Origin of the sequence: Streptomyces fodineus (assembly GCF_001735805.1) — a bacterium.
GTDB lineage: Bacteria > Actinomycetota > Actinomycetes > Streptomycetales > Streptomycetaceae > Streptomyces > Streptomyces fodineus.
In genome coordinates this window covers 8827832-8851844 of record NZ_CP017248.1, presented here as the reverse complement: position 1 = coordinate 8851844, position 24013 = coordinate 8827832, and the positions used below count along the sequence as shown (strand labels likewise).

Below are 24013 nucleotides of genomic sequence, written 5' to 3'. Positions count from 1 at the left end.
TATGGTCGCGCAACGAGCCCGCACGACTACGTCTTGTCACAACAGGAGGGCGCGGCATGGCCCGCACCACCCCGCACGAACCCGCACAGCTCGACGACCGGCCCCTGTACGGACGGATCGCGGCGCTACTGCTCGACGAACTGCGCGACGGCACCATTCCGCCCGGCGAACGACTGCCGGGTGAACGGCACTTGGCCGCGCACTTCCACGTCAGCCGGGAGACCGTCCGGCAGGCGCTGGAGCTGCTGCGGCGCAGCGGTCTGGTCACCACCGACCGGCGGGGCAGCCACGCCACACTGCCCGGCCGGCCGGTCGAGGCCCAGGGGACGCCGGCCTTCCCGCTGGGCGTCCGCTCGGCCGACCCGTCCGCGGTCGACCGGGCCACGGTGACCTGGGAGGCGCCACCACCGGAGCACGCGCGGGAGCTGGGCCTGGCGCCGCACCGGCCGACGCTGGTGCACCGCTACCGGTCGGCCACGCCGGACGGCCGGGCGCTGCGGACGGCGGTGACCTCATTCTCGGCGGTGGCGCTGGCCGAGGTCGCGGAGCTGGCCCGCTACCGGGGCCGGGCGGACGGCGCCACCCCCGCGGAGCTGCGGCGGGCCTACGACTGGATGCGCAAGGCCGGCCTGTCGCTGCACCACCGCGATGCCATCAGACAGGTCGACGGCGCCTCCTCGGTGCGGGTGACCCGGCGGGTGCAGGACCAGTACGCCCGGCCGCTGGAGATCACCGATCTCGTCGTGCACGCCGAACGGGACACCCTGGTCTACGAGTTCACGCTGCCCGCCGCCGGCTGAGCCCGCCGGGCCACCACCAGCCGGGCCCGCGGGCTGCCGTCGCCGCGCCGCCCGAACTCGGGCAGCGCGTGCAGCTCGACGGTGAACCCGGCCCGGCCCAGCTCCCCGAGCACATCGCCGAGCCGGAAGGCGCGGTAGTACATGACGAACGGCGGCTGCCACAGCGCGTTGCGCACCCGCATCACCGCATCGAAGCCGAGCAGCATCCAGAAGCCGGCCTGTGTCGGACGGGGCGGCGCGAGCACCGGGAAGGCGAACCGGCCGCCCGGCCGCAGAACGGCGTGGACCTGGGCGAACAGCCCCGGCAGTGCACGCGGGAGGAAGTGACCGAACGCCCCGAAGGAGACCACGAGATCGAAGGCGGTCCGGAACGGCAGGGCACGGGCGTCGCCGCGCACCCAGGCGACCCCGGGCCCGTCGGCCGGCCGCACCCGGCGCCGGGCGACATCGAGCATGCCCGCGCTGAAGTCGACCCCGGTCACGCTCCGGCGGCACAGCCCGGTCAGCACCTCGGCGCCCGCGCCCGTGCCGCAGCACAGGTCGAGGCCGTCCTCGAACGGGCCGAGCGCAGTGAGCGCCTTCGTCACGGACCGGAGCACCTCGTCGGGCGTCCGGAAGGGCGTGTGGTCGAACTTCGGGGCGAGCAGGTCGTAGCCGTGCTCGACGGACGACAGCGCCTGTACGGCGAGTTCACGCAGGCTGGGGCCTTCGGGACCGAACATCTCCTCAGCCTAGGGCCACACGTTCCGCCAGGACCGCGAGGACCCGTTCGCACCAGCGCAGGTTCTGCTCCTCGAAGGCGATCCCTGCCATGAGGGTGAGATACGGGCCGACGCGGTCGGCGGTGCGCAGATACTCCTCCTCGGTCCGCCCGTCCAGGAGACGGTCGCGGACCCGCCGGTAGCGGTCGAGCTTTGCGCGGGCCCAGCCCCTGCGCTCCTCGACCAGCGCACGGGTGACCTCGGGGTCGCCGCCGTCCATCGCCTGGATCTTGATGAGGAGTTCGTCGCGGATGGCGGTGGGCCGCTTCGGCGGCTCGGCGGCGAACACGCCCAGCTCGGCCCGGCCGGCTTCGGTCAGCGTGAACATCCGCTTGTTCGGCCGCCGCTCCTGCTGCACGGTCCGGGCCTGCACCAGCCCGTCCCGCGCCAGGCGCTCCAGCTCACGGTAGAGCTGCTGCGGGGTGGCGGGCCAGAAGTTCGCGAGCGAGACGTCGAACGACTTCGACAGCTCATATCCCGAGGCCTCGCCCTCCAGCAGGGCGGCCAGAACGGCGTACTTGAGCGACATATGGACAGGCTAGCAGCCGTTGATTAATCTCATCCGCACCTATTCAATTAATTGACTATAGAGGTGATCCGATGCACGCGTTCCGCCAGGCGGTCGAGGCCGGCGACCTCGACGCCGTAGAGGCGCTGCTGGCCGAGGACGTCGTCTTCACCAGCCCGGTCGTCTTCAAGCCGTATCCGGGCAAGGCGATCACCGCGGCGATCCTGCGCGCGGTCTCCCAGGTCTTCGAGGACTTCCGGTACGTCCGTGAGATCGGCGACCCGGCCGCCCCCGACCACGCGCTGGTCTTCACGGCCCGGGTGGGCGACCGCGAGCTGACCGGCTGTGACTTCCTGCATGTGAACGAGGACGGCCTGATCGACGAGCTCATGGTCATGGTCCGCCCCCTGTCCGGCGCGCACGCCCTCGCCGAGGCCGTGGGCGCGCGGTTCGACGACATCGTGAAGGAGGCTCAGGCGCGGTCCGCGTGAGCAAGCGGGCGTTCGCGGCTCGGTCGCCGCTGCGAACGCCCATGCTGGACCAGGTCCGACCGCAGACGTCGCAACCGGTATGGCTGTCACCGGAGTTCTTCCACAGTTGCTTCACCCGGCGAAACGTGAAGGCGCGCAGACCAGGGAGCGCAGCCGCCGTTGTCGCGCTCAGGGCGGGAATAGAGACGGCCGCCCTCATGTTGACCCAACCGGACGCACGGGTATAGTGCGATCAGCGCATGTGCGTGTCCCGTCGTAAGGACACCGGTGTCGCTGTGTTCACCATCAGCCCCTCGGCCGAGGCTTCCCGCCGGCCCGGGCTTCTTCTCTGGACCACCTCGTGACCAGGGCGTTCACGCCGTACCCGAGGTGCCGTTCCCGCCGCCCGGAGGCAGCTTCCGCCACCTCCCACTCGCGGCCTCTCCCCCCTTCCCCCTCTCTGCCTCCGTCCGTGAAAGGACCCCCTTCATGACCACCACACTCGAACACCCTCCCGTGGTCCAGCAGCCCCCGGCCACCCGGCTCGTCACCGGTGTCCTCGACATCGACGCGCAGGGGAAGGGGCAGTTGCGGGCCGCGGGCCTGCTCCCCTCCCCCACCGATCCTCAGGTTCCGCCGGCCCTGATCCGGCGCCATGGGCTGCGCAAGGGTGACCTCGTCGAAGGCGTCCGGGGTGACCGGCGCGCCCTCACCGAGGTCACCCGCGTCGACGGACGCGACCCGGCGGACCTGCGCGGCCGGCGCCACTTCCGCGATCTGACCCCGCTCCACCCACACGACCGCATCCGCCTCGAGCACCCCGGGGCCGGACTGGCCGGGCGCGTCACCGATCTCTTCGCGCCTGTCGGCAAGGGCCAGCGCGGACTCATCGTGGCCCCGCCGAAGAGCGGCAAGACGGTGCTGCTCCAGCAGGTCGCGGCCGCCGTGGCCGGCAACCACCCCGAGTGCCGCTTGATGGTCCTGCTGCTGGACGAGCGGCCCGAGGAAGTCACCGAGATGCGCCGCTCGGTGCGCGGCGAGGTGTACGCCTCCACCTTCGACCGGGCGGCCAAGGAACACATCGCCCTCGCCGAGCTCGTCGTCGAGCGGGCCAAGCGCCGGGTGGAGGCCGGCGAGGACGTCGTGATCCTGCTGGACTCGCTGACCCGGCTGTGCCGGGCGCACAACAACGCCTCCGCCGCCGGTGGCCGCACCCTGAGCGGCGGTGTCGACGCGGGCGCTCTGCTCGGCCCCAAGCGGTTCTTCGGCGCCGCCCGGCAGGCCGAGGAGGGCGGCTCGCTGACCATCCTCGCCACCGTCCTGGTGGACACCGGCTCCCGCGCCGACGGCTACTACTTCGAGGAGTTGAAGAGCACCGGCAACATGGAGCTGCGCCTGGACCGGGAAGCCGCCGCCCGGCGTCTCTTCCCCGCCGTCGATCTCGACGCCTCCGGCACCCGCCGCGAGGAACTCCTCCTGGCGCCGGACGAGTTGACGGCCGTACACGGCCTGCGTCGCGTGCTGCGCTCCCGCGAGGGCGCTCCGTCCGGCCTGGAGACCCTGCTGGAGCGGCTGCGCTCCACCCCTGGCAACGCCGCGTTCCTGCGGCAGATCCGGCCAACTCTGCCCGCCGGCTGACCCGGCTGACCCGGCCGCCACGGCGCCGGGGTCCGGCATCCGGGTTGCTCGCCTAGGCCGAACGGCCCTTGCCGCGCGAGGTATGCCGGACCCGTCCGTACGTTGACCATATGATCACCGGATTTTCTCGTCGGTCAGTCGTGTCGGCCTGCTCCCTGTGCGTGGCGGGCGTGCTGGCACTCGCACCGGCCGCCGCCTCCGCCGCGCCCCGCGCCGGGGAGCCCGCCCCGCCCGGACCCCGGGCGACCATGCCCGGGCCGTCCCTGCTCTACCGCTCCGGCACCCAGGTCCGCCCGCACCCGGATGCGCCCGAGGTGCCCGAGGTGTCGGCGCTGTCCTGGCTGGTGGCCGACGCCGGCAGCGGCGAGGTGCTGGCCGCGAGCGACGCGCACCGCAAACTGCCGCCCGCGAGCACCCTGAAAACCCTGTTCGCCGTCACCCTGCTGCCGTCGCTGCCCGCCGGGACGCGGCACACCGTGCGGAGCGAGGAGCTGGCGGACATCGGCCCGGGCAGCAGTCTGGTCGGCGTCCGGGAGGGCCTCTCGTACCAGGTGGCCGACCTGTGGCGCGGCGTCTTCCTGCGCTCCGGCAACGACGCCGTGCACGTGCTCGCCTCCCTGGCCGGCGGCTGGGCGGCCACGGCCGAGCGGATGCAGGCCAAGGCGCGCTCGCTCGGCGCCCTGGACACCCATGTCGTCTCCCCCGACGGCTACGACGCCGACGGCCAGGTCTCCTCCGCCTACGACCTGGCGGTCTTCGGCCGGACCGGACTGCGCAATCCCGACTTCGCCCGCTACTGCTCCACCGTCGAGGCGTACTTCCCCGGTGACGGCTCGTCGTACGGCATCCAGAACACCAACCGGCTGCTGACCGGCGCGAACGGGGTGGCGAAGTATCCGGGGCTGATCGGCATCAAGAACGGCTACACCACCAACGCGGGCAACACCCTGGTGGCCGCGGCCCGCCATGACGGGCGCACGCTGGTGGTCACCGTGATGAACCCTCAGGCAGGCGGCGGGTTGACCGTGTACGAGGAGGCGCGTGAACTGCTCGACTGGGGCTTCGAGGCGGCCGGGCGGGTGGATCCGGTCGGTTCGCTGGACGGGCTGACCCCCAGGTCACGGCATACGTCGCCGCCGGCACCGGTGGCCGCTGCGACGTCGCAGACGGCGGACGACTGGGGCTGGCCGGGCCCCGCCGTCGCCGCGGGGCTCTCGGGACTGGGCGCAGGAGCCGTGACGCTGGTGCTGCGGACGCTGGTGCTGCGGGCCAGGGGCAGGCGGAGCACAGGCGGCTGACCCGTCGGCAGGCCGAGCAGCAGGCCGAGCGTGATCCAGGTGTAGGTGTTGCTGCCGAGGAAGCCGCCGATGCCGGAGGAGTCGTCGAACCACAGCCAGACCACGCTCGTGCACAGCACCGCGTACAGGGCGCCCGCGATCCGCGGGTGCCCGGCGCGGAGGAGCACGGCGAAGGACGGCAGCAGCCACACCAGGTGGTGCACCCAGGTGATGGGGCTGACCAGACAGGCCGCCGCCCCGGTGAGCGCGAAGGCGGCCGTCCAGTCACCCGCCTTGACCGCCCCCCGGGTCCGCCAGGCCCAGACGCAGAGGGTCAGCAGGACCGCCGTCGCCCACAGCGGACGGTCCGTCTCGCCGAGGCGGGCCAGCACACCCTGGAGCGACTGGTTCGAGACGTAGCCGAGGCGGCCCACCCGGCTGGTGTCCCACAGCGCCTCGGTCCAGTAGAAGCGCGAGGCGGCCGGGTCCGCCCAGGCGGCCAGCGCGGTCGCCGCGGCGGCGACGGCCGTCGCGAGGGCGGCCGCCCGGCGGCGCCCGGCGAGCAGCAGCAGGCCGATGAACAGGGCGGGCGTGAGCTTCACGGCGGCGGCGAGCCCGATCCCGGCGCCCGCCCAGCGCGCCCGGCCGGTCGCCAGCAGCCAGGAGTCCCCGAGGACGAGGGCGAGCAGCACCAGGTTCACCTGGCCGAAGCTGAAGGTGTCCCGCAGCGGCTCGAACAGTGCGAGCAGACACAGGCACAGCGACCAGCGGTACCAGCCGTGCCGGCGCCAGTCCGGCCCGGCCAGGATCCGCAGGATCGCCGCCAGCGCGGCCAGGTTGGCCAGCAGGGACGCCGCGATCGCCGAGTGCCGGTCCAGCGGCGCCAGCGGCAGCATGGCGAGCGCCGCGAACGGCGGATAGGTGAAGCCGTACGCGGTTCCCGGCACCTGGTAGTCGTAGATCCGCCCGCCGTGGCGGACCCACATGTGCACGGTGCCGTAGTAGACGCGCAGGTCGAAGAAGTCGCGCAGCAGCGGCACGGTCGCCGTGAAGACGGTGACCGCGGCGACGAGGACGAGGACCAGCAGCACACGGCCCCTGGGCGTACGCGGCCCCCTCACGCCATGCGTCCCGGGGCCGGGGCCTGGGCCGCCTGGTGGGCCTGCCACAGGACGACCACGCCGAGCACCCCGCCGGAGACGGCGAGCACCAGTTGCCCGAGGTCGGCCGGGCCGCCGCTGGGCAGGACGGCGAGGGCGAGGACGCCGGCCAGGGCCGCGACCCGGTGCCGTACCGAGGTGCTGGGCGCGGCGGCGGCGATGAGGAACAGGCCCCACAGCACGTACCAGGGGCGGATCGCCGGGCCGAACACGGCGACCGTCAGCAGGCTGAGTCCGAGGGCGTACACGGGTCTCAGGCGCAGCCGGAGCCATATCAGGGCCACGGCGACGGCGGTCGCCGCGAGGCCGAGCAGCTGCCAGGCCGGGACGGCGAGCGGGGCCAGGCTGCTGCCGAGGTGTTCCAGCAGGGCGCCGGTGGCGCGGCCGAGCAGGCTGGTCAGGGCCCAGTTGTGCGGGGAGACCGGGGTCTCCAGGGCGCCGATCCAGCCGTAGCCGGTGCCGGCGACGGCGGTGGCGGCGACCGTGGTCACGGCGGAGGCCGCGGCCGTGGAGAGGACGGCCGGCAGCGGGCGGCGGCCGGAGCGGACCCGGAGGGCCACGACCGCCAGCAGTCCGAGCGCGGCCGGCGCCTTGACCAGGGCGGCCAGGGTCACGAGGACGGCTCCGACGGCGCCGCCGGACGGCCGGTCCCCGCGCGCGGCGACCAGGCCGAGCCCCAGCAGACCGAGCATCAGGGCGTCGTTGTGGGCGCCCGCGACCAGGTGCAGCAGGACGAGGGGATTGAGGGCGCCGAGCCAGAGGGCGGCGGCCGGGTCGGCGCCGCTGTGCCGGGCGAGGCGGGGCAGCGCCACCGCCATCAGGGCCACGCCCAGCAGAGCGACCAGGCGCATCCCGATCAGTCCTTCGGGCAGTCGGCCACGGGTCAGGCCGGACAGTGCGGAGGCCAGGGCCATGAAGGCGGGGCCGTAAGGGGCGCCGGTGTGCTGCCACATCGGGGCCACCTCGTCGGCGAGCGGGCCGCCGAGCTGGGCGGGGCCGTGGGCGTAGACGTCCATGTGGGCGTCGACCATGGCGCCCTGCGCGAGGTAGCTGTAGACGTCCCGGCTGAACAACGGCGGTGCGAGCAGCAGCGGAGCCGTCCACACCGCGAGCACCAGCAGCAGGGCTCGCGGACTGGGCGGCTGAGGGCCGCGCACCAGACGGCCGAGGAGCACCCAGGCAGCTATCAGCAGGACGACACCGAAGTACACCCCGACCAGGCCGAGTGCCGCCTGCACCGAGGCGGGCGCCAGGAGATCCTGCACCGGCAGGGCACCGGCCGTCTCCCCGCCCAGCGCGAGAAAGGCGGTGCCTGCCAGCCCGAGCACCTGGCAGCTGCGGAGATCGACGGGGAATGCCATGGCCAACACTGGGTCAGCGTGTCAACGCCGGGTGGCCGGAAGGCGACCTTCCTCTCACCTCTGGGCGGCCCGCACGTGACCGGCGTGTGAGCAACGGCGGGGGGAAGGGCGCGACCAGCCACGACGGTGCCGCAGACGATTGGTCCGGTTCGGTCAGAACACCGAGAGCCCGGTCAGCGTGGTGAACCGGTCGAGGGCCGCCACTCCGGCCACCGAGTTGCCGCGCTCGTCCAGGCCCGGACTCCACACGCACAGCGTGCACCGGCCCGGTACCACCGCGATGATCCCGCCGCCGACCCCGCTCTTGCCGGGCAGCCCCACCCGGTAGGCGAAGTCCCCGGCCGCGTCGTACGTCCCGCACGTCAGCATCACCGCGTTGACCTGTTTGGCCTGGCTGCGGGTGAGCAGCCGGCCGCCGTCGGCGCGGACGCCGTGCCGGGCGAGGAAGCCGGTGGCCAGCGCGAGGTCGGCGCAGGACGCGGTGACGGAGCACTGCCGGAAGTACTGGTCGAGCAGGGCCGGCACGTCGTTGTCGATGTTGCCGTACGACGCCATGAAATGGGCGAGGGCGGCGTTGCGGTCGCCGTGGGCGCTCTCGGAGGCGGCGACCTCCGGGTCGAAGTCCAGGGCGGTGTTGCCGCTCTCGGCGCGCAGGAAGTTCAGGAGCTCACCGGCCGCGTCTGAGGTACGGGTCTGCAGGCGGTCGGTGACGACGAGGGCGCCCGCGTTGATGAAAGGATTCCGCGGGATGCCGTTCTCGTACTCCAGCTGGACCAGGGAGTTGAAGGGGTTGCCGGAGGGCTCGCGGCCCACGTGTTCCCAGAGTTCGTCGCCCTCGCGGGCGAGGTCCAGGGCGAGCGTGAAGACCTTGGTGATGGACTGCGCGGAGAACGGCTCCCGCCAGTCCCCCACCCCGTACACCGTGCCGTCCAGCTCGGCCACGGCCATGCCGAACCGGCGGGGGTCGCGGGCGGCGAGGGCCGGGATGTAGTCGGCGGCCCGGCCGCGGCCGGGCGTGCGCTCGATCTCCTCGGCGATGCGCTCCAGGACCGGCAGGAAGGTGAGGGACGACGTCGTTGTCATGATCACCATTGTGCCTCCGGACCGGCCCTGGAGCCCCTTCGCGCATGGGCTGATATCTGCCCGTTATCGCAGGTCAGGTGGTGGGCACTCCGCGGCCGGCGACGACCTCGGGACGCAGCAGGTCCGCGAGCCGCTCGGCCGGCAGCAGGCCCTTCTCCAGCACCAGTTCGGCCACTCCGCGGCCGGTGACGAGGGCCTCCTTGGCGATCTCGGTGGCGGCCGTGTACCCGATGTGCGGGTTGAGGGCGGTGACCAGCCCGATGGAGTTCTCCACGGAGGCACGCAGCCGCTCGGTGTTGGCGGTGATGCCGGACACACAGCGCTCGGCCAGGGTGAGGCAGGCGCTCTGCAGATGGGTGATGGACTCCGACAGGGAGTGCAGGATGATCGGCTCGAAGGCGTTGAGCTGGAGCTGTCCGGCCTCGGCGGCCATGGTGATGGCGACGTCGTTGCCGATCACCTCGAAGGCGACCTGGTTGACCACCTCGGGGATCACCGGGTTCACCTTGCCCGGCATGATGGACGAACCCGCCTGCACCGGCGGCAGGTTGATCTCCCCGAGGCCCGCGCGCGGACCGGAGGACAGCAGCCGCAGGTCGTTGCAGCTCTTGGAGAGCTTGACCGCGATCCGCTTGAGCACACCGGACATCTGGACGAAGGCACCGCAGTCCTGGGTGGCCTCGACCAGGTTGGCCGCGGTGACCAGCGGCAGCCCGGTGATCGCGGACAGGTGCCGGCGGGCGGCCTCGGCGTATCCGGCGGGCGCGTTCAGACCGGTGCCGATCGCCGTGGCGCCGAGGTTGATCTCATGGATCAACTCGACGGCCTCGGCAAGACGGCTGCGGTCCTCCTCCATCATGACGGCATAGGCGGAGAACTCTTGACCGAGCGTCATCGGCACGGCGTCCTGCAACTGTGTACGGCCCATCTTGAGCACGTCACGGAACTCGACGGCCTTACCCGCGAAGGAGTCCTGCAGTACGGACATCGCCTTGAGCAGTCCACGGACCGCGAAGACCGTCGCTATCTTGACGGCGGTCGGGTAGACGTCATTGGTTGACTGACCGAGGTTGACGTCCTCATTGGGGTGCAGATACGCGTACTCGCCCTTGGCGTGGCCGAGCAGCTCCAGCGCGCGGTTGGCCACGACCTCGTTGGCGTTCATGTTGGTGGACGTGCCGGCGCCGCCCTGGATGACGTCGACGACGAACTGGTCGTGCAGCTTGCCGGACCGGATCTCCCCGCAGGCGGCGACGATCGCACGCGCCTTGTCCGGCGCCAGCAGCCCGAGCTCCTCGTTGGCCAGAGCGGCGGCCTCCTTCACGGCGGCCAGGGCGTCGATCAGATGCGGGTACGCGGAGATCGGTGTACCGGTGATGGGGAAGTTCTCCGTCGCACGCAGGGTGTGCACACCCCAGTACGCGTCGGCGGGTATGTCACGGTCGCCGAGCAGATCGTGTTCGCTGCGGGTGGTGGCGGCGGTCATGAGGGGTGGGTCCTCTTTCTGAGGTACGGAGGTGAAGGCGACCCGGAAAGGGGCGCGGGGCTTGTCGACATGCGGCTGCCGCCGCGTGGGCGCGATCAGCCACAACGGACCCGCGGGTCCAAGGCGGCCGATCCGGCGGAGCGCTACGCGCAGGCGGTGAACGGAACCGGATCGAGCGCACGCACCGCACGCACACAACCCACCGGCTCCCCACCCCCGAGCAGCGGCTCCCCGGCGAACTCGGTCAGCAGCTCCGGGTCCACGCCCGCGCGAGCGAGCGCCGCCGCCGCCACCGGCACGCGGGCGCGATTCGCCCCGTCGGCGATCTTCACGGCGACGGCCCGGCCATCGGGCAGCGCGGCGACCTGCACGCCCTCGAAGCCGTCCTTGGCCAGCAGCCCCGGCACGGCCTCCATCAGCGCCGCGACATCGCGCCCGGAGCCGGAGGCCATCTCGGCGTGCGAGCGCATCGCGTCGGCGACCCGGGCCTCGGGCGTGCCGGGGACGGCCGAGGTGATGCGGGACAGGGCGCGGGCGAGGCCGTACAGGGAGATGGAGAACAGCGGCGCGCCGCAGCCGTCGACGCTGACCCGGGCGACCCGCTGGCCGGTCAGGTCCTCGACGATCTCCTGGATCGCCTGCTGGAGCGGGTGCTTCGGGTCGAGGTAGTCCTCGAGGGACCAGCCGTTGAGCTTGGCGGTCCACAGCATGGCGGCGTGCTTGCCGGAGCAGTTCTGGGCGAGCCGGGAGGGCAGGCGGCCCGCGCGCACCCAGGCGTCCCGGACGACGGGGTCGAACGGCATGTCGGGGACGTTGCGCAGGTCGTCCTCGGTGAGCCCGGCGAGTTCGAGGATGCGCCGGGTGCCGTCGAGATGGCGTTCCTCGCCGGAGTGGCTCGCGGCGGCCAGCGACAGCAGTTCGCCGTCGAGGGCCAGTCCGGCCCGCAGCATGGCCACGGCCTGGAGGGGCTTGACGGCCGAGCGCGGGTAGAAGGCGGCCTCGATGTCGCCGAGTTGGAACTCCACCTTGCCGTCGGCGCCGAGGACGACGACGGAGCCGTAGTGGATGCCCTCGGTGACCCCGCCGCGGATGAGGTGGGCGACGGGGGCGTGGAGGGGTTCGCGGACGATGGGTGCGTCTGCGGGAGAACTGCTGTACATCACTGCCTGCATCGATGGGTCGGGGCGGCCGGTACGCGGGTCACGCGTCGGCGCCGGTGGACGTGCGGGATATCCGGCCGCGGATGCCGTACCAGCCCGCGACCAGCGCTGCGACGATCAGCGGCAGACAGAGCACGGTGGTGCGTCCGGCGCCGCCGTCGGCGTACATGAGGACGAAGACGGAGGCGAGGAACGCCAGCGTCACGAGTTCCGTCCAGGGGGAACCCGGCAGCCGGTAGGACGGCCGGGTCAGTTCGCCCTTCTGGGTCTTCCGCCAGAAGAGCAGGTGACAGACCATGATCATGCCCCAGGTCGCGAGGATGCCGATCGCCGCGAAGTTGAGGACGATCTCGAACGCGTCGGCGGGGACGACGTAGTTGAGGCCCACGCCGAGGACACAGATACCGCTGGTGAGCAGGATTCCGCCGTACGGGACCTGGCTGCGGCTCATCCGTCCGGTGAACTTCGGTGCCGAGCCGCTCATGGCCATGGAGCGCAGGATGCGGCCGGTGGAGTACAGGCCGGAGTTCAGCGAGGACATGGCGGCGGTCAGCACGACCAGGTTCATCACACCGCCGGCCGCCGGGACGCCGATGTGCGACAGGACGGTCACGAAGGGGCTCTCGCCGGCGCTGTACTTGTTCCAGGGCAGCAGCATCGAGAGCAGGACGACGGAGCCGACGTAGAACAGGCCCACACGCCACATGATCGAGTTGATCGCCTTCGGCATGATCTGCTCGGGGTTCTCGGTCTCGCCGGCGGCCACGCCGACCAGTTCCACGGAGGCGTAGGCGAAGACGACACCCTGGATGATCAGCAGCATGGGCAGCAGGCCGTTGGGGAAGACGCCGCCGTTGTCGGTGATCAGGGACGGGCCGGGGTGGCTGCCGTCCACCGGGTGCCGGGTGACCAGCAGGAAGATGCCGATGCACATGAAGACGACGAGCGCGCCGACCTTGACGATCGCGAACCAGAACTCCAGCTCGCCAAAGACCTTGACGGAGATCAGATTGACCGTCAACACAACCGCGAGGGCGATCAATGCGATCAACCACTGTGGTATGTCGGAGAACATGCCCCAGTAGTGGGTGTAGGTGGCGACCGCCGTGATGTCGGCGATGCCGGTGGTCGCCCAGTTCAGGAAGTACATCCAGCCCGCGGTGTAGGCGCCCTTCTCCCCGAGGAACTCCCGGGCGTACGACACGAAGGCGCCGGAGGACGGGCGGTACAGGACGAGTTCGCCGAGGGCGCGCACGACCAGGAAGGCGAAGACGCCGCAGACGGCGTATGCGATGAAGAGGGAGGGCCCGGCGTCGGCGAGCCGGCCGCCCGCGCCGAGGAAGAGGCCGGTGCCGATGGCTCCGCCGATGGCGATCATGTTGACGTGCCGGTACTTGAGGCCTTTGCTGTAGCCGGCGTCTCCGGCGTCGACATGGCCGGACGAGGGGCGCGTCTCGTCTTTGAGGTGCTGTTCGCTCACGCCTCGGGTCCGCCTTCCGTGGGGAGGTCGTCCGCCCGCTGGGGACGCACGATGTCGGTCAGGGTCGTCTCGACGCGGTCCAGGTGGTGGCTCATGGCCTCCACCGCGTCGTGTTCGGAACCGTCGATCAGGGCCTCGACGATCGCCCGGTGCTCGCGGTTGGACTGTTCCCGGCGTCCGCCCAGCTCGTTGAGGAAGGCCGACTGACGCGCCAGTGCGTCGCGGATCTCCTCGATGACCCGGCGGAAGACCGGGTTCTGGGCGGCCTCGGCCACGGCGAGGTGGAAGAGGGTGTCCATCGCGACCCAGGCCGTGGTGTCCGTCTCCCGCTCCATGCGGTCGAGCAGGTGGGCCAGGTGGTCCAGGTTCTCCGGGGTGCGGCGCACGGCCGCGTATCCGGCGACCGGGATCTCGACGTGCCGGCGCACTTCGAGCAGGTCGCTGGCCGCGTAGTCGCCGAAGGTGGGGTCCTCGACGGCGTTGGCGACGACGAAGGTGCCCTTGCCGGTCCGGGACACCGTGAGGCCCATCGTCTGCAGCGCGCGCAGCGCCTCGCGGAGCACCGGCCGGGACACCTCGAGGGTGCGGCAGAGCTCGGCCTCGGAGGGGAGCTTGTCGCCGATGGCGTACTCGCCGCGCTCGATGGCGCCGCGGAGGTGGCCGAGGACCGCTTCCATGGCGCTCACACGCCGAGGACCCAGACCACCTGTCTGGCTGTCTGACAGGTTCACGGGTGTGATCCTGCGGGTTGCCCGCCGGGACTGTCAAGACAGCGCGTAAGAAAACATTCACGGGGTGCGACACCTGAATGCAGGCATCCGCACCCCGTGGGTGATCAGGAGGTTGTCTCAGGCGTTGAGCACGCCCGTGGCGAGCAGGCCGAGCAGGCCCGCGCCGATGATGATGCGGTAGATCACGAAGGCGTTGAAGGAGTGCTTGGCGACGAACTTCAGCAGCCAGGCGATGGAGGCGTAGGCGACCACGAAGGACACGATGGTGCCGACGGCCAGCGGGGCGGCGCCCACACCCGCGCCGAGGGCGTCCTTGAGCTCGTAGATGCCGGCGCCGGTCAGCGCGGGGATGCCGAGGAAGAAGGACAGCCGGGTGGCGGCGACGCGGTCCAGATCCAGGATGAGCGCGGTGGACATGGTGGCGCCGGAGCGGGAGAAGCCGGGGAAGAGCAGGGCGAGGATCTGGGAGCAGCCCACCCACATCGCGTCCTTCAAGGACGTGTCGTCCTCACCGCGCTTGTGCCGGCCCATCTGGTCGGCCGCCCACATCACACCGGAGCCGACGATCAGCGAGCCGGCCACGACCCACAGCGAGCCCAGCGGGCCCTCGACCAGCTTCTTGGCGGCCAGGCCGACCACGACGATCGGGATGGTGGCGTAGATGACCCACCAGGCGAACTTGTAGTCGTGGTGGTAGCGCTCCTCGCGGTTGGTCACACCGCGGAACCAGGCCGAGACGATCCGCTTGATGTCCTTGAAGAAGTACAGGAGCACGGCGGCGATGGCGCCGACCTGGATGACGGCGGAGAAACCGACGACGGACTTGTCGTCGACCGGGATGTTCATGAGTCCCTCGGTGATCTTCAGGTGCCCCGTGGAGGACACCGGGAGGAACTCGGTCACCCCCTCGACTACTCCGAGGACGACGGCTTGACCGACGGAGATGGCGCTCATGGGATCCAGTTCTGAGGAGAGTTGGTCGACAGTGTTGTAGACAGTACTTGCTGTGCCCGGCCGCCTGGCAAGGGCTAGGCCCACCGCACGTGAGCGAGTGAGACACCGGCGAAGGCGGCGGCGAGTCCCGCCACCACGCTCGCGACGACGTTCACCGCAGCGTAGAGGCCGGAGCCGGCCTCGGTCAGCCGCAGGGTCTCGTAGGAGAAGGTCGAATACGTCGTCAGCGCCCCGCACAGTCCGGTGCCCAGCAGAAGCAGCAGGTGGGGCCCGGCGGCCCCGGCGGAGGCCGCGCCCGTGAGCAGCCCGAGGACCAGGCAGCCGGTGACGTTCACCACGAAGGTGCCCCAGGGGAAGACCGAGTCGTGGCGGGCCTGGACGGCACGGTCGGTGAGGTAGCGCAGCGGTGCGCCGACCACGGCCCCCGCGATGACCAACAGCCAGTTCACGATGACTTCTTACCCTTCGGATCCATGTCCCGCGGGCCGCCTCGGCGTGCCACGTACCGGACGACCTCGCACTCCTCCAGGGTCACGAGCCCCTCGCCCACCAGTTCGTCGAGCTGCGGCAGGAAGGCCCGTACGCGTTCCTCGGTGTCCACCACGACGACCGCCACGGGCAGGTCCTCGCTCAGGGACAGCAGGCGCGAGGTGTGGATGAGCGAGGAGGCGCCGAAGCCCTCGATACCCCGGAAGACGCTCGCCCCGGCGAGGCCGGCCGCGTGCGCGCGGTGCACGATCTCCGAGTAGAGCGGCTTGTGGTGCCAGGTGTCGTCCTCGCCGATGTAGACGGTCAGCCTGAGGGCCCGGCCGGTGAGTGACGTCATCGCTGCCTCCTGATCAGCACCCGGCGGGCGGCCACCGAGGCGAGCCACACCGCGGCGAGGGCCGCGCACGGCGTCGCGGCGAGATAGGCCAGCCCGGGGCCGGGACGGCCGGCGTCGACCAGCTTGCGGATGTCCACGGCGTAGGTGGAGAAGGTGGTGAAGCCGCCGAGCACGCCGGTGCCGAAGAAGGGGCGGACGAGGCGGTGGGCGGCCCACACATCGGTGATGAGCACCATGAAGACACCGATCACCGCGCAGCCGATGACATTGGTCCAGAAGGTCGCCCAGGGGAAACCGCCCGGCGGTGTGGGCCAGGCGAGGGTGAACCCGTAGCGTGCGCACGCGCCGAGGGCGCCGCCGAGGGCGACCACCGCGACGACGGGTGCCTGGGTACGCCACTCGGACCGCCGCGGTGGCGTGCGGCGGGCACGGAGGCTCTCGGCTTCCGGGGCTGTCATGCTGCTTGCGTCTCCTGTTCGGCCTGCCCCGACGGGTGATCATGGCCGGGCACCAGCCTACCGCCGGTCAGCGGGCGTCGGTCCGGGCACAGACCGCGACGCCCGGCTCCCAGAGGCTGCCGAGGACGAGATGGTCCCCGGTCGCGCAGACGCCGGTGACCATCCGGAAGCCGGAGCGGCGGCGGGTGAGGTGTGTCACGGTCCGTCCGGTGTCGTCGAGGGCCAGCACCCCGACCGTTCCGCTCGGGCGGTACGGCGCGTGTACGGCGGCCCGGGCGGCGGCGCCGCGCACGGCGGGCGAGGCGCGGTGCAGGAGGTCCAGCGGCGGGACCCGCGGGCTGGCGAGCGCGACCCAGAGCGGGCCGGCGGGGCCCTCGCGCCAGAGGTTGTCCGGCATGCCGGGAAGCGTGGCGAAGAGGTCGGACCGTCCGGCGTGCGGGCCGGTGAGGTGGTAGCGGGTGAGGCGGCAGGAGCCGGTCTCGGCGACCACCAGGAACGAGCCGTCGGCAGCGGCCGCCAGGCCGTTGGCGAACTGCAGCCCCTCCAGTACGACTTCGGGCTCACCGCCCTCGGGCGGCAGGCGCAGCAGGCGTCCGGTGCCGGTGTGTTCGACGATGTCGCCGATCCACCGGTCCAGCGTGTAGCGGCGGCTGGAGACGGTGAAGTACACGGCGCCGTCCGGCAGGGCGACGACGTTGCTGCAGAAGCGGAGCCGCTCCCCCGCCGCCGAGTCCGCGAGGACACGGACGGTGCCGTCGCCGGGGCCGTGGCCGGGGTCGACGCGCAGCAGTCCGCGTTCCGCGTCGCACACCAACAGGCCGCCGTCCGGCAGCGGTTCGAGTCCGAGCGGACGGCCGCCGGTGTCCGCCAGCACCTCCACGCGGGCGGTACGCGGGTCGCCGAGGTGGTGGACGCGCAGGATCCGGCCGTCCTGCACGCCGGTCAGCACCCGCCCGTGCGCGTCGGGGACGACGTCCTCGGGGCCGCGGGCGCCGAGGGAGACGTAGTGCAGTGGGACGAGTTCCATGGATCGGTCCATGTGTGGTGCCCCTTCGCCGTCGGTCGGCCCATCGTGCCAGCCGGCCGCGCATTCGCCGAGCCCCCGCGGAGCGGCCGGGCCGCTCGGCCCGGCCGCTGCCCCTCGCTCGGCTGCGCGCATCGGCGGCCGACGCGGGGGGCGGCCCCTCGTGCGCCTTTGGGAGGCGGCGCTCGGCGGCCTTTCGCGGCGCTGCGGGAGCCGCCGGCCGGCGACCGGTCCCCGTAGCCTCGCCGACTGAGCCACGGGCGTCCTTCACCACCCCTTCTCGAACACCCGGGCCACCTCGGCGATGCGGACCTCGTCGCGCCGGTAGTGGGTACGGCAGCCGATGCGGCGGGTGCGCAGCACGCCGAGCCGGGTCAGGAAGTCCAGGTGGGCGCTGGCGGTCCGGCGGGGCACGCCCAGTTTGGCGGCCACGGCGCGCGCGGTGACTCCCGTCTCGGCGAGATCGCGGCGACGGGGCGGCGGGAAATGGGCCGCGGGCTCCTTGAGCCATTCCAGAATCGTCTGCCGCATCCGGCCCGAGGGGGTTCCCATCATCCGTCCGCCTCCGTCCCCGGCCTCCTCGTACGCAGTGTTCCCACTGTCGCGCGGGCGACTCCGTCACGTCCGGCACTCGGCGTTCGTTGTCCGGTACCGAACGGCCGTGCGACCAAGGAGTGGGCATATGACCCCGGAAAATCGGCTCGGGCCCGGCCGTCCCTTACGGCCGGGCCCGTCACCGGTGGTTCAGCGGTGGCTGAACTGCGTTATGGAGGAGAGCGGGTTGTCGTCGTGGCCGAACAGGCCTGGTTCTCCCAGCCGTTGCCGGAGGTGGCGTCGGTCGGTTCCCAGCCGTTGCCGGTGACGGCGGTCCAGGTCGCCGTGACCGTCGCCGCCTACGAGGTGGTGGTCCCGCGGATGGCACGGGGATCGGCCTCACCCTGCCGTCGTACATGACGGATGTCTGGCGCGCGCCGGAGCCGGCGGAAGTGGCGCCGGCGGGGCTCGTGATCCCCGTGGGCGGCGCGATGGTCCCCGCCCGGCGTGCGGCCCGACTCACCGTCGCCGAGGTGCTGCGCAACGAGCAGGGACAGTTCGGAGCCCGCAACCGGTCAGGATCGAAGAAGCCGGAGCGGGCTCCCCGGTCCTAGCGTGAAGTGCACCGACGGAAAACCCGTCGGGCCACGCACCTCAGAAGGAGAGTCCCATGACCGCCGGCGTGCAGACGATCATCTACCCCGTCAAGGACAAGGACCGTGCCAAGGCCCTGTTCACCGCCCTGCTGGGTGTCGAGCCGTACGCGGACCAGCCCTACTACGTCGGCTTCAAGGCCGAGGGCCAGGACGTCGGCCTCGACCCGAACGGGCACGCTCAGGGCCTGACCGGGCCGGTGCCGTTCTGGCACGTCACCGACCTCCGGGAGCGCCTCGCGGCCCTGCTGGCGGCGGGCGCCGAGGTGGTCCAGGACGTGCGGGACGTCGGCAACGGCCGGCTGATCGCCTCCGTGAAGGACCCCGACGGCAACCTGATCGGCCTTCTTCAGGACCCGGCCGCCTGAGACCCGGCCGCCGCCGGCCGGGCCGCCTGCTTGCACCCGCACTAGTTGCACACTCAATGATTGGCTGGATCGGTGCTACGGTGCGGGTATGGCAGTCAAGACGGCCGACGCCCGGCTCGAGGAACGGTGGCGGGACATCCTCGCCGTGCACGCGCGCACGATGTGCGAGATCGACCGGGCCCTGCACCCGCACGGGCTGGGCGCCAGCGACTTCGAGGTGCTGGACATCCTCGCGACCGAGTCGCCCGCGCAGGGCGACCAGTGCCGGGTGCAGAATCTGGTCGGCCGGGTGCATCTCAGCCAGAGCGCGCTGTCCCGGCTGATCGGCCGGCTGGAGAAGGACGGTCTGGTCGAGCGCTCGGTGTGCGCGGAGGACCGGCGCGGGGTGTGGGTGGCGCTCACCCCCAAGGGCCGCGCACTGCACACCGAGGTGCTGCCGCTGCAGCGCGCCGTACTGGAGCGCATGCTGACCGGGCAGGAGCGCTGGAGCACCGGGCAGGATCACTGAAGCACCACTTCGGCCCCGTCGGACAGGACCTCGACGCCCTCCTCGGCGATACGCGCGCGTGCCGGTGACGCCGGGTCGAGCAGCGGGTTCGTGTTGTTGAGGTGGGTGTAGATCCGGCGCGCGCCGCGATGGCGGGCCAGTGCGGCGAGGGTGCCGTCCGGGCCCGTGACGGGCAGATGGCCCATGGCGGCCTGTCCGGCGCCGGACCGTACCGTCGTGCCCATCTCGTCGGCCGCGTAGAAGGTGCCGTCCAGCAGCACACAGTCGGCCTCGGCGCACAGCTCGTCCAGCGCCGGGCTCCAGGCGCCCACACAGGGCGCGTACACCAGTACTCCCCCGCTGGCCAGTGACTCGACGCGGTACGCCGTCACCCACGGCCCGGCCGGTCCCGGCGCCTGCGCCGGTACGTACTTCGGGATCTTCGCGCCCACCGGATGGGCCGTGACCACCAGCCCGCCGGCCAGCACGAAGCCGCCGTCGGCCAGGCTGTCCGCCCACTCCCAGGGGCCGTAGCGGTCCAGGGCGGCGCGGGCGGGGGCCAGAACGGCGCGGACCGGCGGGGCAGCGTAGACCTTCAGGCGCGCCGCTCCGCGCAGCTCGGCGAGGCCGGTGACGTGGTCGGCCTCGGCGTCGGTGAGCAGGGCACCGCGCAGCGAGGTGTCCCGGGGGCCGGGTCCTGGCCACAGCGCCGGTGTGGCGGCGAGCTGGGTGCGCAGGTCGGGCGAGGCGTTCAGGAGCCACCAGTCGCGGCCGTTGCCGCTGACGGCGGCGCACTCCTGGGTGCGGGAGGGCAGCTTGCCGTCCCGGGCGGCCATGCACAGCGCGCAGGCGCAGTTCCACTGCGGGAAGCCGCCCCCGGCGGCGGTACCCAGCAGGACGATCCTCACGACCATCGGCTCCTTCGCTACGCGTCCGGACCTGTCCTCGCTGGGATCTTCCCGCCTCGGGCCGGGGACTACCCGGCGGCAGGGGACAGTTCCGGCCGTCCTTCGCCGGGCCGGCGGACAGCCGGGCGCTCGGCCCGGAAACAGGCCGGTTCCAGCATGGCCGCGGCCGCGCCGAACTCGGCGAAGACAAGCCGGATGGACGCGTCGGCGTGCGGGATGCGCTACGTCGAGTGGCTCTCGCCCCCTGTGTCGCTGCTCGCGCGGTTCTCCGCGTCCCCTTCGGGGAGCCTGGTCATCGGGCCAGCAGCGTGCGTACCCCCTGTGATGTGAGGGTCAGGGCGTGGGTGGAGTTGCCGTCTATGGCCAGGGAGAGGTCATCGTCGGGCCACTGGGAGGCGAGGGCGCCGAGCGGGATGAGGCGGTAGCGGGAGACGAACGGCAGCAGGTCGGCCATCTCGCCCTCCGTGGTGAAGACGGGGACGACCGGGTCGCCTCCGGGCTGTTCCAGGACGGGCAGGGCCACGGACGTGGCGTCGGCGCCCTCCCCGTCGACCGCGTCGTCCGGCACGGGGACGAGCACGTCACTGTGGGCGAGGACGTCCAGCGCGGTCGGGTCCTCGGCGTTCGCGGCCAGCGTGTCCAGCGCCTGCTGGGCCGGGGTCGGCAGGTCGTTGTGTGCGGGTGTCTCCATGGCAGATCCCCAGGTAGCGACGGGTCGTACGGGCGGCCTCCCGGGGGCGGACGTGCGCCCGGGCGTGCTCGGGCCTCGCGTACCCGGTGGGCCGGGGGGCATGCGTGCGGATCGGCAGGAGATCCGGTGGTGGGACGGCCTCGGTGGTGACCGGGAACGGCGTCCCGCTGGGCACCCCGTGCCCGGGCCGACCTGATCGCCGGATACGCCGACGCGCTGCGCGAGCGTGGCCTGCGGGTGGGCCAGTACTACTCCCGCGCCCATGACCGGCCGGCGCGCTGAACCGGCCCGGCGCCTGATCTCACGTGTCCGGCCCGGGGCGCCGGCCATCGCGGGTCAGCCGAAGGTGAGGGTCAGCTGGAAGTGGCCGGGGTCGAGCAGGCTGACGACGTGCTCGACGAAGGAGCCGTCGGCCGCCCGGCTGGTGCGCCGCGTCTCGAGGAACCAGTCGCCCGGCGCGCGCCGCAGCAGCTCCGCCTCCCGGGCGTCCACCGGCCGCCCGCCGATCCGCTGCTCCCCGTGGTCGGGCCGCAGCCCGGCGCGCAGCAGCAGTTCGGTGAGCGAGTCCTGGCCGAGGCCGCGGGCGGGCAGCTCGCGGATCCCGGGCACCGGCGGCAGAAAGCTGCGCTCGTACGACACCACGGTGCCGTCCGCGGCGAGCTCGCGGGTCCGCTCCACGCAGACGAACACGTCCTTCTCCAGGCCGAGTTCGGTGGCGAGGGCCTTGTCGTGCGTCTCACGTACGGCGCGGGTCCGTACGGTGGTGTCCACGCCCTGCGGGTCCGGCGCGCGGGCCCAGCCGAGCCGGTCGTCCGGCGGGCGGCCGTCGAAGAGGACGTAGGAGCCCTTGCCGGTGCGGGTGGTGATCAGGCCCTCCTCGGACAGTTCGGCGAGGGCCGCGCGGATGGTCGTACGGCTGACGCCGAACCGCTGGGCGAGGGCGTGTTCGCCGGGCAGCCGCTCGCCGGCCCGGCGGCTGCCGTCGCGGATCTCCCGGGCGAGGATCCGGCTGATCCGCTGGTGCTTGAGCGGGACGCCGGTCACGGCCCGGCCTCCGCGAGCAGGTCGTCGACGGTCGTGACCCGGACGAGCGGCCGGTACAGCTCCATGATCTGCAGGGCCTTGCGGTGGGAGTCGTCGTCGACGCCGGCGCAGGCGTCCGCGACCACCAGCACCTCGGTGCCGGCATCGGCGGCGGCCAGGGCGGTGGACAGCACACAGCATTCGGTGCTGACCCCGGCCAGGACCAGGCGGTCGTCCGGGCCGACGCGGGCGGCGAGTTCCGGGGTCCACTTGCCGAAGGTGGTGGCGTCCACGACGTGGCCGGCCAGGTCGGCGAACTCGTCGGACAGGTACCAGAGTTCGGCGTCCGGGGGCCGGCGGGCGAAGGGCCATTCGTCGTAGTAGGCACGCCAGGCGCCGGCCGGTTTCGCGGGGGCCAGGAAGCGGGTGAAGGTGACGCGGTCGCCGAAGGCCGGCAGCAGGCTGCGCACACCCGCCGCCGCGTCGGCGTACCGGGGGGTGGCCCAGGGGCTCGCCGGGTCGGCGAAGACGCGCTGCATGTCGATGACGGCGAAATGTCCGGCGGTCATGGGTTCAGCACCCCCTCGTCGGTCACCGGGCTCGGCGCCTGCGCCTCCTGGGTACGCACCCGGCCCCGGCCCGGCAGCAGGGTGCCGAGGAAGGCGAGGGCCAGCGCGACCAGGACGCCGAGGTTGGCATAGGCCCAGGCGCCGGTCTTGCCGCCGAGGCCCAGCGGACCGAGGAGGTAGCCCTGCCAGGTGAGCCAGCTCGCCGCGGTGTTGGTGACCAGGCCCCAGCCGACGGCCGTGGCGGCGAGGGTGAGGAGCAGGGGCGGCAGGGGGATGTCGCCGTAGCGGCCGTGCGGGCGGTAGAGGTCGCCGTCGTCGTAGTCGCGGCGGCGCAGGGCGATGTCGGCGAGCATGATGCCGCACCAGGCGGCGATGGGGACGCCGAGCGTGGTGAGGAAGCCCATGAACTGGCCGAGGAAGTCGCCCGCGAAGAACACGATGTAGACCGAACCGGTGATCATCAGGACGCCGTCGAGGAGGGCGGCCAGATAGCGGGGCACCGGCAGGCCGGCGGAGAGCAGGGCCAGGCCCGAGGAGTAGATGTCCAGGACGGCGCCGCCGACCAGACCCAGGACGGCGACCACGGCGAACGGCACCAGGAACCAGGTGGGCAGGATCGTGGTGAGCGCGCCGATCGGGTCGGCCGCGATGGCCTGGCTCAGCTTCGGCGAGGAACCGGCCAGCAGCAGGCCGAAGACCAGCAGGAGCAGCGGGGCCACGGAGGCGCCGAAGGTGGTCCAGCCGATCACGCCCCGGCCGGACGAACCGCGGGGCAGATAGCGGGAGTAGTCGGCGGCCGCGTTGACCCAGCCGAGGCCGAAGCCCGTCATCATGAACACCAGCGCGCCGATGAACTGCTGCGCGGAACCGGCCGGGAGGGCACTGACGGTGCTCCAGTGGATGTGGTCGGCGACCAGGGCGATGTAGACGATCGTGAGGACACCCGTGATCACGGTGATGGCCGTCTGCAGCCGCATGATCAGGTCGAAGCCCATGACTCCGCCGACGACGGTGAGCGCGGCCACGACGATGAGCGCGACCACCTTGGTCTCGGTGCCGCCGCCCCAGCCGAGGCGGCTGAAGACGGTCGCGGTGGCCAGCGTGGCGAGCGCGGTGAGGACGGTCTCCCAGCCGACGGTGAGCATCCAGGAGATCACCGACGGCAGCCGGTTGCCGCGCACTCCGTACGCCGCCCGGCTGAGCACCATGGTGGGCGCCGAGCCGCGCTTTCCGGCCACCGCGATGAAACCGCACAGCAGGAACGAGCCGACGATGCCGAGCACGCCGGCGGCGAGGGCCTGCCAGAAGGAGATGCCGAAGCCGAACGCGAAGGCGCCGTAACTCAGGCCGAGAACGGAGACGTTCGCCCCGAACCAGGGCCAGAACAGCGTGCTCGGGGTGCCCTTGCGCTCCGCGTCCCCGATCACGTCGAGTCCGTGCGTCTCCACCTGTATGGGGCGGCCGGAGGATCTGCCGTCGGTGAGTCCGAGGGGGTCCCGCGGTTGCGCCATGGCCGAGCCACCTGCCCTACCTGTCTAGACGTGTCTGATTCACGCTAGGCCGGTGCAAGCAGGTCGTCAAGGACGGGCGCTACGCCGGAACC

General features: G+C 72.2%; 27 protein-coding genes and 1 pseudogene. 8 read left to right on the top strand and 20 right to left on the bottom strand.

Annotated features, from left to right (window positions below; genetic code table 11):
- Positions 1-56 precede the first annotated feature (56 nt).
- Positions 57-800: a GntR family transcriptional regulator gene (locus BFF78_RS38380; protein WP_069782659.1), complete on the top strand. Its 744-nt coding sequence runs from the start codon at positions 57-59 to the stop codon at positions 798-800.
- Here BFF78_RS38380 and BFF78_RS38375 read toward each other — a convergent pair.
- Together BFF78_RS38375 and BFF78_RS38370 are read right to left on the bottom strand one after the other, a co-directional pair.
- Positions 770-1522 (bottom strand): class I SAM-dependent methyltransferase, encoded by a 753-nt coding sequence (locus BFF78_RS38375; protein WP_069782658.1) that lies wholly within the window; start codon positions 1520-1522, stop codon positions 770-772. The genes BFF78_RS38380 and BFF78_RS38375 overlap by 31 nt on opposite strands.
- A 4-nt stretch (positions 1523-1526) precedes the next feature.
- On the bottom strand, positions 1527-2090 hold the full coding sequence (locus tag BFF78_RS38370) for a PadR family transcriptional regulator (protein WP_069782657.1): 564 nt from the start codon (positions 2088-2090) through the stop codon (positions 1527-1529).
- A gap of 71 nt (positions 2091-2161) precedes the next feature.
- Between BFF78_RS38370 and BFF78_RS38365 the strand changes: the two genes are divergently transcribed.
- From BFF78_RS38365 to BFF78_RS44155, 3 genes and pseudogenes are all read left to right on the top strand, one after another.
- Positions 2162-2560 carry a nuclear transport factor 2 family protein gene (locus BFF78_RS38365; protein WP_069782656.1) on the top strand — a complete coding sequence of 133 codons (399 nt, stop codon included), beginning with the start codon at positions 2162-2164 and terminating at the stop codon, positions 2558-2560.
- 468 nt (positions 2561-3028) lie between these two features.
- Positions 3029-4177 (top strand): transcription termination factor Rho, encoded by a 1149-nt coding sequence (rho, locus tag BFF78_RS38360; RefSeq protein WP_069782655.1) that lies wholly within the window; start codon positions 3029-3031, stop codon positions 4175-4177.
- Positions 4178-4287: 110 nt separating this feature from the next.
- Positions 4288-5121, top strand: a pseudogene (locus BFF78_RS44155) (D-alanyl-D-alanine carboxypeptidase family protein); the annotation flags it as partial.
- Between the two features lie 59 nt (positions 5122-5180).
- Here BFF78_RS44155 and BFF78_RS49850 read toward each other — a convergent pair.
- The 13 genes from BFF78_RS49850 to BFF78_RS38290 form a co-directional block, all read right to left on the bottom strand.
- Positions 5181-6575 (bottom strand): glycosyltransferase 87 family protein, encoded by a 1395-nt coding sequence (locus BFF78_RS49850; RefSeq protein WP_069782653.1) that lies wholly within the window; start codon positions 6573-6575, stop codon positions 5181-5183.
- On the bottom strand, positions 6572-7975 hold the full coding sequence (mptB, locus tag BFF78_RS38345; protein ID WP_069782652.1) for a polyprenol phosphomannose-dependent alpha 1,6 mannosyltransferase MptB: 1404 nt from the start codon (positions 7973-7975) through the stop codon (positions 6572-6574). Before mptB ends, BFF78_RS49850 begins: the two co-directional genes overlap by 4 nt.
- A gap of 153 nt (positions 7976-8128) precedes the next feature.
- Positions 8129-9067 carry a glutaminase gene (locus BFF78_RS38340; protein ID WP_069782651.1) on the bottom strand — a complete coding sequence of 313 codons (939 nt, stop codon included), beginning with the start codon at positions 9065-9067 and terminating at the stop codon, positions 8129-8131.
- Positions 9068-9131: 64 nt separating this feature from the next.
- The gene (aspA, locus tag BFF78_RS38335) at positions 9132-10544 is read right to left on the bottom strand and encodes an aspartate ammonia-lyase (RefSeq protein WP_069782650.1); all 1413 of its coding nucleotides are present in this window, start codon (positions 10542-10544) and stop codon (positions 9132-9134) included.
- A gap of 143 nt (positions 10545-10687) precedes the next feature.
- Positions 10688-11704: an asparaginase gene (locus BFF78_RS38330; RefSeq protein ID WP_069782649.1), complete on the bottom strand. Its 1017-nt coding sequence runs from the start codon at positions 11702-11704 to the stop codon at positions 10688-10690.
- Between the two features lie 40 nt (positions 11705-11744).
- Positions 11745-13184: an amino acid permease gene (locus tag BFF78_RS38325; protein ID WP_069782648.1), complete on the bottom strand. Its 1440-nt coding sequence runs from the start codon at positions 13182-13184 to the stop codon at positions 11745-11747.
- Complete coding sequence (locus tag BFF78_RS38320; protein ID WP_069782647.1) at positions 13181-13861, bottom strand: FadR/GntR family transcriptional regulator; 681 nt, start codon at positions 13859-13861, stop codon at positions 13181-13183. Before BFF78_RS38320 ends, BFF78_RS38325 begins: the two co-directional genes overlap by 4 nt.
- Positions 13862-14032: 171 nt before the next feature.
- Positions 14033-14869 carry an undecaprenyl-diphosphate phosphatase gene (locus BFF78_RS38315; protein WP_069782646.1) on the bottom strand — a complete coding sequence of 279 codons (837 nt, stop codon included), beginning with the start codon at positions 14867-14869 and terminating at the stop codon, positions 14033-14035.
- Between the two features lie 74 nt (positions 14870-14943).
- The gene (gene crcB / locus BFF78_RS38310; RefSeq protein WP_069782645.1) at positions 14944-15318 is read right to left on the bottom strand and encodes a fluoride efflux transporter CrcB; all 375 of its coding nucleotides are present in this window, start codon (positions 15316-15318) and stop codon (positions 14944-14946) included.
- Positions 15315-15695, bottom strand: a complete 381-nt coding sequence (locus BFF78_RS38305; RefSeq protein WP_069782644.1) for a DUF190 domain-containing protein — start codon at positions 15693-15695, stop codon at positions 15315-15317. The genes crcB (BFF78_RS38310) and BFF78_RS38305 overlap by 4 nt, the downstream gene beginning before the upstream one ends.
- Positions 15692-16153: a fluoride efflux transporter CrcB gene (gene crcB, locus BFF78_RS38300; RefSeq protein WP_069782643.1), complete on the bottom strand. Its 462-nt coding sequence runs from the start codon at positions 16151-16153 to the stop codon at positions 15692-15694. The genes BFF78_RS38305 and crcB (BFF78_RS38300) overlap by 4 nt, the downstream gene beginning before the upstream one ends.
- A gap of 67 nt (positions 16154-16220) precedes the next feature.
- A complete protein-coding gene (locus tag BFF78_RS38295; protein WP_069782642.1) occupies positions 16221-17192 on the bottom strand; it encodes an SMP-30/gluconolactonase/LRE family protein in 972 nt (323 codons plus the stop codon).
- Positions 17193-17444: 252 nt separating this feature from the next.
- On the bottom strand, positions 17445-17732 hold the full coding sequence (locus tag BFF78_RS38290) for a helix-turn-helix domain-containing protein (protein ID WP_069782641.1): 288 nt from the start codon (positions 17730-17732) through the stop codon (positions 17445-17447).
- A 234-nt stretch (positions 17733-17966) separates the two neighbouring features.
- Between BFF78_RS38290 and BFF78_RS47095 the strand changes: the two genes are divergently transcribed.
- The 4 genes from BFF78_RS47095 to BFF78_RS38275 all read left to right on the top strand — a co-directional run bounded on the left by BFF78_RS47095 (position 17967) and on the right by BFF78_RS38275 (position 19240).
- A complete protein-coding gene (locus BFF78_RS47095) occupies positions 17967-18131 on the top strand; it encodes a hypothetical protein (protein ID WP_165289344.1) in 165 nt (54 codons plus the stop codon).
- The gene (locus tag BFF78_RS38285) at positions 18128-18325 is read left to right on the top strand and encodes a hypothetical protein (RefSeq protein ID WP_069782640.1); all 198 of its coding nucleotides are present in this window, start codon (positions 18128-18130) and stop codon (positions 18323-18325) included. Before BFF78_RS47095 ends, BFF78_RS38285 begins: the two co-directional genes overlap by 4 nt.
- A gap of 56 nt (positions 18326-18381) precedes the next feature.
- Entirely contained in the window at positions 18382-18732 is a 351-nt protein-coding gene (locus BFF78_RS38280) for a VOC family protein (RefSeq protein ID WP_069782639.1), read from the top strand.
- Between the two features lie 88 nt (positions 18733-18820).
- Positions 18821-19240 carry a MarR family winged helix-turn-helix transcriptional regulator gene (locus BFF78_RS38275; RefSeq protein ID WP_069782638.1) on the top strand — a complete coding sequence of 140 codons (420 nt, stop codon included), beginning with the start codon at positions 18821-18823 and terminating at the stop codon, positions 19238-19240.
- On the opposite strand, the gene pqqB is transcribed toward BFF78_RS38275, so the two are convergent.
- The 5 genes from pqqB to BFF78_RS38250 form a co-directional block, all read right to left on the bottom strand.
- A complete protein-coding gene (pqqB, locus tag BFF78_RS38270) occupies positions 19234-20127 on the bottom strand; it encodes a pyrroloquinoline quinone biosynthesis protein PqqB (RefSeq protein ID WP_069784077.1) in 894 nt (297 codons plus the stop codon). The two genes, BFF78_RS38275 and pqqB, sit on opposite strands and share 7 nt — an antisense overlap.
- A gap of 292 nt (positions 20128-20419) precedes the next feature.
- Entirely contained in the window at positions 20420-20818 is a 399-nt protein-coding gene (locus BFF78_RS38265; RefSeq protein ID WP_069782637.1) for an SseB family protein, read from the bottom strand.
- Positions 20819-21154: 336 nt separating this feature from the next.
- Positions 21155-21862, bottom strand: a complete 708-nt coding sequence (locus tag BFF78_RS38260) for a GntR family transcriptional regulator (protein WP_069782636.1) — start codon at positions 21860-21862, stop codon at positions 21155-21157.
- Positions 21859-22410 carry a cysteine hydrolase family protein gene (locus tag BFF78_RS47500; protein ID WP_069782635.1) on the bottom strand — a complete coding sequence of 184 codons (552 nt, stop codon included), beginning with the start codon at positions 22408-22410 and terminating at the stop codon, positions 21859-21861. Before BFF78_RS47500 ends, BFF78_RS38260 begins: the two co-directional genes overlap by 4 nt.
- Positions 22407-23921, bottom strand: coding sequence for a purine-cytosine permease family protein (locus tag BFF78_RS38250; RefSeq protein WP_069782634.1), 1515 nt, complete (start codon positions 23919-23921; stop codon positions 22407-22409). The genes BFF78_RS47500 and BFF78_RS38250 overlap by 4 nt, the downstream gene beginning before the upstream one ends.
- Between the last annotated feature and the right edge of the window lie 92 nt (positions 23922-24013).